Source organism: Haemophilus seminalis (genome assembly GCF_006384255.1).
Taxonomy (GTDB): domain Bacteria; phylum Pseudomonadota; class Gammaproteobacteria; order Enterobacterales; family Pasteurellaceae; genus Haemophilus; species Haemophilus seminalis.
On sequence record NZ_VCED01000006.1, the window covers coordinates 127,332 to 136,800 of the forward strand.

Annotated in this window: 7 protein-coding genes; all 7 read left to right on the forward strand. The window is 37.4% G+C overall.

Going from position 1 to position 9,469, the window contains the following annotated elements:
- Positions 1 to 217: 217 nt before the first annotated feature.
- The 7 genes from mukE to FE813_RS08690 all read left to right on the forward strand — a co-directional run bounded on the left by mukE (position 218) and on the right by FE813_RS08690 (position 9,151).
- Entirely contained in the window at positions 218 to 952 is a 735-nt protein-coding gene (gene mukE, locus FE813_RS08660; RefSeq protein WP_139990245.1) for a chromosome partition protein MukE, read from the forward strand.
- Positions 952 to 5,484 carry a chromosome partition protein MukB gene (mukB, locus tag FE813_RS08665; protein WP_139990246.1) on the forward strand — a complete coding sequence of 1,511 codons (4,533 nt, stop codon included), beginning with the start codon at positions 952 to 954 and terminating at the stop codon, positions 5,482 to 5,484. The genes mukE and mukB overlap by 1 nt, the downstream gene beginning before the upstream one ends.
- Positions 5,485 to 5,553: 69 nt before the next feature.
- Positions 5,554 to 6,429, forward strand: a complete 876-nt coding sequence (locus tag FE813_RS08670) for a DMT family transporter (protein WP_139990247.1) — start codon at positions 5,554 to 5,556, stop codon at positions 6,427 to 6,429.
- 12 nt (positions 6,430 to 6,441) lie between these two features.
- A complete protein-coding gene (sbcB, locus tag FE813_RS08675) occupies positions 6,442 to 7,863 on the forward strand; it encodes an exodeoxyribonuclease I (protein WP_139990248.1) in 1,422 nt (473 codons plus the stop codon).
- A gap of 418 nt (positions 7,864 to 8,281) precedes the next feature.
- Positions 8,282 to 8,575 carry a hypothetical protein gene (locus FE813_RS08680; protein WP_005639336.1) on the forward strand — a complete coding sequence of 98 codons (294 nt, stop codon included), beginning with the start codon at positions 8,282 to 8,284 and terminating at the stop codon, positions 8,573 to 8,575.
- Between the two features lie 4 nt (positions 8,576 to 8,579).
- Positions 8,580 to 8,945 carry a hypothetical protein gene (locus FE813_RS08685; RefSeq protein ID WP_139990249.1) on the forward strand — a complete coding sequence of 122 codons (366 nt, stop codon included), beginning with the start codon at positions 8,580 to 8,582 and terminating at the stop codon, positions 8,943 to 8,945.
- The gene (locus FE813_RS08690; RefSeq protein WP_139990250.1) at positions 8,942 to 9,151 is read left to right on the forward strand and encodes an antitoxin VbhA family protein; all 210 of its coding nucleotides are present in this window, start codon (positions 8,942 to 8,944) and stop codon (positions 9,149 to 9,151) included. Before FE813_RS08685 ends, FE813_RS08690 begins: the two co-directional genes overlap by 4 nt.
- Positions 9,152 to 9,469: the final 318 nt, after the last annotated feature.

The following is a 9,469-nucleotide window of genomic DNA, read 5'->3' on the forward strand; positions in this document are numbered from 1 at the left end:
GTTAGATCTCCCCAATCCCTCTTTGCTAAATAGGGGAATAATAATGAAATAATTGATATTGAGATTATTTCATTGTGTTAGAAAATGCTGAAGGAATCGGCAAGAATTGATTTGTTAAAGAATATCCCCCTCTTTAGCAAAGAGGGGCTAGGGGAGATTTGGCAATAATGATTAACGAAGAAAGTAACTGAATAAAGTTTTAATAGAGAAATAACCAATGACAGACAACCTTCAAGATGTAATTTCCCCAAAACTCGCTTTGGCGATTGCAAATCCAATATTTCCAGCGGTAGATAGTCTATTGCGCTCGGGTCGCCATATCAGCATGGAGCATTTAGATAATCACGCATTTTTAATGGATTTCCAAAATGAATTAGACGGATTTTATCGTCGCTATAACGTGGAACTAATTCGTGCGCCAGAAGGATTTTTCTATTTGCGTCCGAAAGCAACGACATTAATTGCACGTTCAGTGCTTTCTGAGTTGGAAATGCTTGTTGGTAAAGTGCTTTGTTATCTTTATTTAAGCCCAGAACGTTTAGCTCAACAAGGCATTTTTAGTACGCAAGAAGTGTATGATGAATTATTAAATCTTGCCGATGAAGGAAAATTATTAAAAGCAGTTAATCAGCGTTCAAGTGGTTCTGACTTAGATAAACAAAAATTGGCAGAAAAAGTGCGGGCTGCAATTGGTCGTTTACGTCGTTTAGGTATGATTCAAACTGTTGGCGAACAAAATAGTGGGAAATTTACGATTTCTGAATCTGTATTTCGTTTTGGTGCAGAAGTGCGTAGCGGAGATGATCTATTAGAGGCTCAAGCTCGACTCATTCGTGATGGAGAAGCGGCAACATCAGAATCCTTAGCGTTGGAAAAACAAGCGCAATTAGTGGAAAACGATGCGGAAAGTGCGGATGAAATTGACGAAGAATTTGACGGAGAACAAGAATAATGTCTGATGTTTTTGAATTAGAAAATGAAATCGAATTAGAGAGCGATGAAGTCATTATGGAAAATGAAAACGTCGAAGAAATCGTTGACGCACCTATGCCTTTTAGCATGACGACAAATAATGGTGTAGAGCGTGGTAAATTCCGTTCTTTAACCTTAATTAACTGGAATGGTTTTTTTGCCCGTACTTTCGATTTAGACGAATTAGTTACCACGCTATCTGGTGGTAACGGTGCAGGTAAATCAACTACAATGGCTGGATTTGTGACAGCATTAATTCCCGATTTAACTCTTTTACATTTCCGTAATACAACAGAAGCTGGCTCCACAGGCGGTTCTCGCGATAAAGGTTTACATGGTAAATTGCGTCCGGGTGTTTGTTACGCGGTATTAGATACCATTAACTCACGTCATCAACGTATTCTTGTTGGTGTGCGTCTGCAGCAAATTGCAGGTCGTGATAAAAAGGTTGATTTAAAAACGTTCTCAATTCAAGGTGTTGAATTATCTCAAAATCCGACCTCACTTTTCACTGAAACCGTGGGCGAACGTCAAGCACGCGTACTTAATTTAAACGAACTCAAAGATAAAATTGAAAATATTGGTGCTCAATTCAAACAATATCATTCTATCACCGATTATCACGGCATGATGTTCGATTTAGGTATTATTCCGAAACGTTTACGATCAGCATCAGACCGAAGCAAATTCTATAAACTTATCGAAGCGTCTTTATACGGTGGTATTTCCAGCGCAATCACACGCTCTTTACGTGACTATTTATTGCCGGAAAATTTAGGTGTGCGCAAAGCTTTCCAAGATATGGAAAGTGCATTGCGTGAGAACCGTATGACTTTAGAAGCGATTAAGGTCACGCAATCAGATCGCGATTTATTCAAACATTTAATTACTGAAACCACCAATTATGTTGCTTCGGATTATATGCGTAATGCAAATGAACGCCGTGGCAATATTGAGGCTGCATTAGAATCTCGTCGAGAGTGGTATAAAGCAAAAGCAGAGCAGAATTTATCTCAACATCGTTTAGTTGATTTAAGTCGAGAAGCGGCAGAATTGGCAGAAAATGAACGGACTTTAGAAGTTGATCACCAAAGTGCGGTTGATCATCTTAACTTAGTGTTAAATGCTTTACGTCACCAAGAAAAAATTACGCGTTATCAAGAAGATATTGCAGAACTCACCGAGCGTTTAGAAGAACAAAAAATGGTGGTTGAAGATGCGAATGATGCGTTAGAAGAAAGCCAAGCCCAATTTGAGCAAACTGAAATTGAAATTGATGCGGTGCGAGCCCAATTAGCAGACTATCAACAAGCATTAGATGCCCAACAAACTCGCGCACTTCAATATCAACAAGCCATTGCAGCTCTTGAAAAAGCGAAAACATTATGCGGTTTAGCGGATTTAAGTGTTAAAAATGTAGAAGATTATCACGCAGAGTTTGAAGCCCATGCAGAAAGTTTGACGGAAACCGTACTTGAGCTTGAGAACAAAATGTCTATTTCTGAAGCAGCAAAATCTCAGTTCGATAAAGCGTACCAATTGGTATGCAAAATTGCGGGTGAAATGCCTCGTTCTGCTGCGTGGGAAAGTGCGAAAGAATTATTACGCGAATATCCAAGCCAAAAATTGCAGGCACAACAAACGCCACAACTTCGCACAAAATTACATGAACTTGAGCAACGTTATGCACAACAACAAAGTGCGGTCAAATTACTTAATGATTTTAATCAACGAGCTAATTTAAGTTTACAAACGGCAGAAGAATTAGAGGATTGTCACGCTGAGCAAGAAGCGTTAATTGAAGATATTTCTGCTGAACTTTCAGAACAAGTGGAAAATCGTTCTACGCTTCGTCAAAAACGTGAAAATTTAACCGCACTTTATGATGAAAATGCACGTAAAGCGCCAGCATGGCTGACAGCTCAAGCTGCATTAGAACGTTTAGAGCAACAAAGTGGCGAGACGTTTGAACATAGCCAAGATGTGATGAACTTTATGCAATCACAACTTGTGAAAGAACGTGAACTCACGATGCAGCGTGATCAACTTGAACAAAAACGTTTGCATTTAGATGAACAAATTTCTCGTTTAAGTCAGCCAGATGGTTCAGAAGATCCGCGTTTAAATATGTTGGCAGAACGTTTTGGTGGGGTGCTGCTTTCGGAGCTTTACGATGACGTAACAATTGAAGATGCGCCTTATTTCTCCGCACTCTACGGGCCTGCACGTCATGCTATTGTTGTGCGTGATCTCAATGCTGTGCGTGAACAACTTGCCCAATTAGAAGATTGCCCTGATGATTTGTATTTAATTGAAGGCGATCCTACCGCATTTGACGACAGCGTATTATCTGCACAAGAACTTGAGCTGGGTGTTGTCGTGCAAGTTTCAGATCGTGAATTACGCTATTCAAGATTCCCTGAAATTCCGTTATTTGGGCGTGCAGCGCGTGAAAAACGTTTAGAAGAATTACAAATTGAACGTGATGAAGTGGCAGAACAACATGCCCAAATTGCGTTTGATGTACAAAAATGCCAACGTTTACACGAACATTTCAGTCAATTTGTTGGGTTGCATTTGGCGCTTGCGTTCCAGCCAAATCCAGAAGAGTTAATGTCTGAAATTAATCGCGAACGCAATGAAATTGAGCGTGAATTAAACCAATTTAATAGCGGCGAACAACAATTACGTATTCAATTAGATAATGCAAAAGAAAAACTGCAATTACTTAATAAGTTGATTCCACAACTCAATGTATTAGCTGATGATGATTTAATTGATCGTATTGAAGAATGTCGCGAGCAATTAGATATTGCAGAGCAAGATGAATATTTTATTCGTCAGCATGGCGTAACGTTGTCACAATTAGAGCCTATAGCCAATAGTTTACAAAGCGATCCAGAAAATTATGAAGGCTTAAAAAATGAATTAACTCAAGCGATTGAGCGTCAAAAACAAGTTCAACAACGTGTATTTGCGTTAGCTGATGTGGTACAACGTAAACAGCATTTTGGTTATGAAGATGCAGGGCAGGCTGAAACTTCTGAACTTAACGAAAAACTTCGCCAACGTTTAGAACAAATGCAGGCACAGCGAGATACGCAACGTGAGCAAGTTCGTCAAAAACAAAGTCAATTTGCTGAATACAATCGTGTATTGATTCAATTACAAAGTTCTTACGATAGTAAATATCAACTTTTAAATGAGTTGATTGGTGAAATTAGCGATCTTGGTGTGAGAGCTGATGATGGTGCCGAAGAACGTGCACGTATCCGTCGTGATGAATTACATCAACAACTTTCAACGAGCCGTCAGCGTCGTTCTTATGTAGAAAAACAACTGACATTAATTGAAAGCGAAGCGGACAACTTAAATCGTCTTATTCGTAAAACCGAACGTGATTATAAAACTCAACGTGAATTAGTTGTAGCCGCGAAAGTGAGTTGGTGTGTGGTTTTACGCTTATCCCGCAACTCTGATATGGAAAAACGCCTCAATCGTCGAGAGCTCGCTTATTTATCTGCAGATGAGTTACGTTCAATGTCGGATAAAGCATTAGGTGCGTTGCGTACAGCAGTGGCGGATAATGAATATCTACGTGATAGTCTAAGAGTGTCTGAAGATAGTCGCAAACCTGAAAATAAAGTGCGATTCTTTATTGCGGTGTATCAGCATCTACGTGAACGTATTCGCCAAGACATCATTAAAACGGATGATCCAATTGATGCCATTGAACAAATGGAAATTGAGCTTTCTCGTTTAACCGCTGAATTAACTGGCCGTGAGAAAAAATTGGCTATCAGTTCTGAAAGTGTTGCAAATATTATGCGTAAAACGATTCAGCGTGAACAAAATCGTATTCGTATGCTTAACCAAGGTTTACAAAACATTACGTTTGGTCAGGTGAAATCTGTTCGTTTGGTAGTGAATATTCGTGATACCCATGCCATGTTATTGGACGCACTTTCTGGTCAGCAAGATGAATATCAAGATTTATTCAACGATAACCGCATCACCTTCTCTGAAGCTATGGCTAAGCTCTACCAACGCATCAATCCACATATTGATATGGGGCAACGTACAGCGCAAACAATTGGTGAAGAATTGTTAGATTACCGTAATTATCTTGAGCTTGAAGTAGAAGTATTCCGTGGTGCTGATGGTTGGTTACGTGCAGAAAGTGGCGCACTTTCTACTGGTGAAGCTATAGGTACAGGTATGTCAATTCTCTTAATGGTTGTTCAAAGTTGGGAAGAAGAAAGTCGTCGAATTCGTGGTAAAGATATTGTGCCTTGTCGCTTGTTGTTCTTAGATGAAGCAGCTCGTTTAGACGGTAAATCTATTTCTACCTTATTCGAACTTTGCGAACGTTTAGATATGCAGTTACTTATTGCTGCGCCAGAAAACATTAGCCCGGAAAAAGGTACAACCTATAAACTCGTACGTAAAATCGCAGGCAATCAAGAGCACGTACACGTTGTTGGTTTACGCGGATTCGGTGCGACAGAATAAAAAATAGAAGGGAAGTGCGGTTAAAATTTTAAGATTTTTGACCGCACTTTAATTATATAAGGAATTTAAATGCACAATCTTATTCTTGCCATTCTCTGCAGCGTAGCTGTTTCAGTTTTGCTTAAAATAGCTCGTAAAAAAAATGTTATTATTGAACAAGCTATCGCATTCAACTACATTACAGCCATCACTTTCAGTTATTTTTTACTCAAACCTGATTTTAAAGGTTTAGAATTTACTGATTACATCGTACAAAGCGAAAACTCACCCATTTTTTTAGCGCTAGGTTTATTGTTACCTAGCGTGTTTATTATTATGTCAAAAGCAGTGGAGTTTGCTGGAATTGTACGTTCAGATGCAGCGCAACGTCTTTCGTTATTCCTTCCCATTTTAGCTGCGTTTTTGATTTTTCATGAAACACTAAGCCAATCTAAAATCATTGGCGTTGTATTAGCCTTTATTGGTTTATTTTGTTTATTAACTAAGCCAACTCAAGGGCAAAGTGCGGTCAATTTTAAAGGTGTTTTAGGATTAATCGGCGTCTGGTTTGGTTACGGCATCATTGATATTTTATTCAAACAAGTGGCGAAAAGCGGCGGTGCATTCCCTGCAACATTGTTTATTTCCTTCTCGCTTGCAGCTTGCGTTATGTTTATCTATTTATTCTTAAAACGTGCCCAATGGACATCATCAAGTGTAATTGGTGGCATCGTTTTAGGTGTATTGAATTTCTTTAATATTTTATTCTACATAAAAGCACATCAAAGTTTTGCTGGAAATCCAACGCTTGTTTTCGCGGGAATGAACATTGGCGTAATTTGCTTAGGCACGATAACTGGCGCATTAGTTTTTAAAGAAAAAATTAGTAAGCTAAATTGGATTGGTATTATTTTTAGTTTATCAGCTATTTTCTGCCTATATTATTTAGATAAAATTATCGCGTAAAAGAGAGTAGTCATGGCAAAAGATTTCAGCTTTTTTATTTACGATTATGAAAGTTTTGGTGTAAATCCAGCAACAGATCGCCCTGCGCAATTCGCAGGTATTCGCACAGATGCTGATTTTAATATCATTGGTGAACCAATAATGTTTTATTGTAAACAAACCAACGATTATTTACCGGCTCCTGAAGCCGTAATGGTGACAGGAATTACACCACAAGAATGTAATGAAAAGGGGCTTTCTGAGCCTGAATTCGCCGCAAATATCTTAGCAGAGTTTTCCCAACCCAATACTTGTGTCATGGGCTATAACAATATTCGCTACGATGATGAAATGACGCGTTATACGTTTTATCGTAATTTTATTGATCCTTATGAATATAGTTGGAAAAATGGGAATTCACGCTGGGATTTGTTAGATTTAGTACGAGCTTGTTATGCCTTGCGTCCAGAAGGGATTAATTGGGCTTATGACGATGATGGAATGCCAAGTTTCCGTTTAGAAAAACTCACTAAAGTAAATGGTATTGAGCATGAAAATGCTCACGATGCAATGGCTGATGTATATGCAACTATTGCTATGGCGAAATTAATTAAAGAAAAACAGCCTAAATTATTCCAATATTTCTTTGAAAATCGAGGTAAAAAAGAAATCGAAAAGTTGGTTGATACAGGCGCAATGGCGCCTTTAGTGCATGTTTCTGGCATGTTAGGGAATTATCGTGGAAATTGCACTTGGGTTGCACCTTTAGCTTGGCATCCAACAAATCAAAATGCACTCATTGTTTGTGATTTAACTGGCGATATCGATAATTTATTAGCTAAAAGTGCGGATGAATTGCGGGCAGATTTATATACTAAAAAATCGGAATTAGAAGAACAGGGAGTTTCATCCGTTCCATTAAAGCTTGTACATATCAATAAATGTCCTATTTTAGCGCCAGCCAAAACCTTGTTGCCAGAAACAGCACATCGCTTGGGTATTGATCGACAATTATGCTTAGATAATCTTGCAAAATTACGAGCATCTTTTGATATTCGAGAAAAAGTGGTGGATATTTTTAATGAAGAACGTCAATTTAAATCGAATGATAATGTAGAAACTGAGCTATACAATGGCTTTTTCAGTAATGCTGATAAAAATAATATGTCTATTTTACGTAGTTTACCTGCAGAAAAATTAGCTGAACATGGTTTAGCTTTTGAAGATAAACGTATCCCTGAATTATTATTCCATTATCGAGCTCGTCATTTTTATAAAACTCTCACACGCGCTGAACAAATTAAATGGCAAAAATACCGACAGAATAAACTTGAAAAAAGTGCGGTAGATTTTGAATCAAGTTTACAACGTTTAGCAGAGGAACATTCAGATAATCCTGAAAAACTATCCTTATTACAACAAGTATATGAATACGGTATAAAATTACTAGGTTAGTCGATACGTTGTCACGTTTTTTAGAAGAGCACGTTTTAATAAAAACGTGCTTTTTGTTATTTTTATTCTGGGAATCATTATCCAAAAAAATCATCCAGATTTAACGTAGCGCAATCACATAGATTTAGCTTGTTTCACCTTTACATTGTCTTTACATTTCAACTTATCCATTCAATAACTCTATAAAATAACACGTTACAACGTGTTATCTAGCCTTATTTTGTCTTGTTTTGCTAGTACCTGTGACTTGTGCATAAGTGTGTGATTTATTTAACCCATAGCTTTCGCCAACCTGATAACTAATTTCGCATAATGATTTTCGGATTATGTTACAATTTGAAGCGCGGTATAATGGCGCAGCACCGCGCAAGAATTTACACATAATCCGCTATTATGCGAAATTCAAGTTATTAGGTTTATGGCAAATATTACATTGAAAGATATAACACCTATACACTTTCTAAACGCTGTTAGGTTACTAAAGGCTGATGATTATAGGGTTTATTGCACGTTAGATACGATAGAGATCAGATTTGATACAAAACGATTTTATACGCCCGAAGAAACTCAAGCGCGTTTTGACCTTTGCGAACATTTGGCCGCATTTTTAAAAGAGTTAAAGAATTCCACCGTACCAATAGATAAAGATGAATTTATTAAGGCTTTTAGCCCTATGGCACCAAGGCAATTTTATAGACGAAAAATAAGATAAATTTATGAGTAGTAGTGAAGATTTTTATGACCCTATCGTTGCTATCTATGATAGCGGAGTAGATTACTTAACGAGAGAAAAACATAGATTGGTATCTATTGCAAAGAGTGGATGGAATACCTTATTTCAATTATCATTGAATTATGATGATTTTTCAGAAAATTTAGACATTCCATTCACTAAAGAAGATATTCAATTGGACATGAAAAAAGTATCTGAATTAAAACATAAATTCATAGATATTAGAGAGATTAATTCTAATGAAAATTGGATATATGAATATGATTATAATCAAGGCATTAAAGAACTTGATGGTGTTTTACTGATGTATGCTGAATGGCTGGATAAGGCAGCTTTGGAAATCAAATGATTAGTGAAGAAGAAAAGATAAGTAGACGAAAATCAGTACAGTTTGCTCTGGATAATAATCGTTTGGCTGGACATGAGCCGCCTGAAAACTTTATTGAACTTTCAGAGAAATGGATTGAGGGAGATTTAACTATTGAAGAATTTAAGATAGAACTTTACAATAGGCTTGGTTTAGGAGATTACCTGAACAAAAATTTAGGCGATTAGCTGCCGTAAAATGCTTACTTAATTTAGGTGATTAGCTACCGAAAGTGCTTACTTAAAGTGGTGCTTCGCTGCCTTAATGCGAACTTTAATCGGGCGTAAGCTGCCATAAGTGCTACTTAATATACAAAAAAGCAAGGTTTCAACCTTGCTTTTTTGTTTCTGTATAAAACCTCTGGTGGTTACAAAACGCACAAAAAAGTTCGGGAGTTCTGTAACACCCGAACTTTGGTATCAAACTTGATACTTTTTTATATTTATTCTTTTTCTCTATATATGGCCTTTGAAATAAAAGCTTCTTTAGAATTTGGGGCAAGTTTT

What these genes read in the sequence shown, in the direction of transcription:
- mukE (WP_139990245.1), top strand. Translation starts at nt 218, where the DNA reads ATGACAGACAACCTTCAAGATGTAATTTCCCCAAAACTCGCTTTGGCG.
- mukB (WP_139990246.1), top strand. Translation starts at nt 952, where the DNA reads ATGTCTGATGTTTTTGAATTAGAAAATGAAATCGAATTAGAGAGCGAT.
- FE813_RS08670 (WP_139990247.1), top strand. Translation starts at nt 5,554, where the DNA reads ATGCACAATCTTATTCTTGCCATTCTCTGCAGCGTAGCTGTTTCAGTT.
- sbcB (WP_139990248.1), top strand. Translation starts at nt 6,442, where the DNA reads ATGGCAAAAGATTTCAGCTTTTTTATTTACGATTATGAAAGTTTTGGT.
- FE813_RS08680 (WP_005639336.1), top strand. Translation starts at nt 8,282, where the DNA reads ATGGCAAATATTACATTGAAAGATATAACACCTATACACTTTCTAAAC.
- FE813_RS08685 (WP_139990249.1), top strand. Translation starts at nt 8,580, where the DNA reads ATGAGTAGTAGTGAAGATTTTTATGACCCTATCGTTGCTATCTATGAT.
- FE813_RS08690 (WP_139990250.1), top strand. Translation starts at nt 8,942, where the DNA reads ATGATTAGTGAAGAAGAAAAGATAAGTAGACGAAAATCAGTACAGTTT.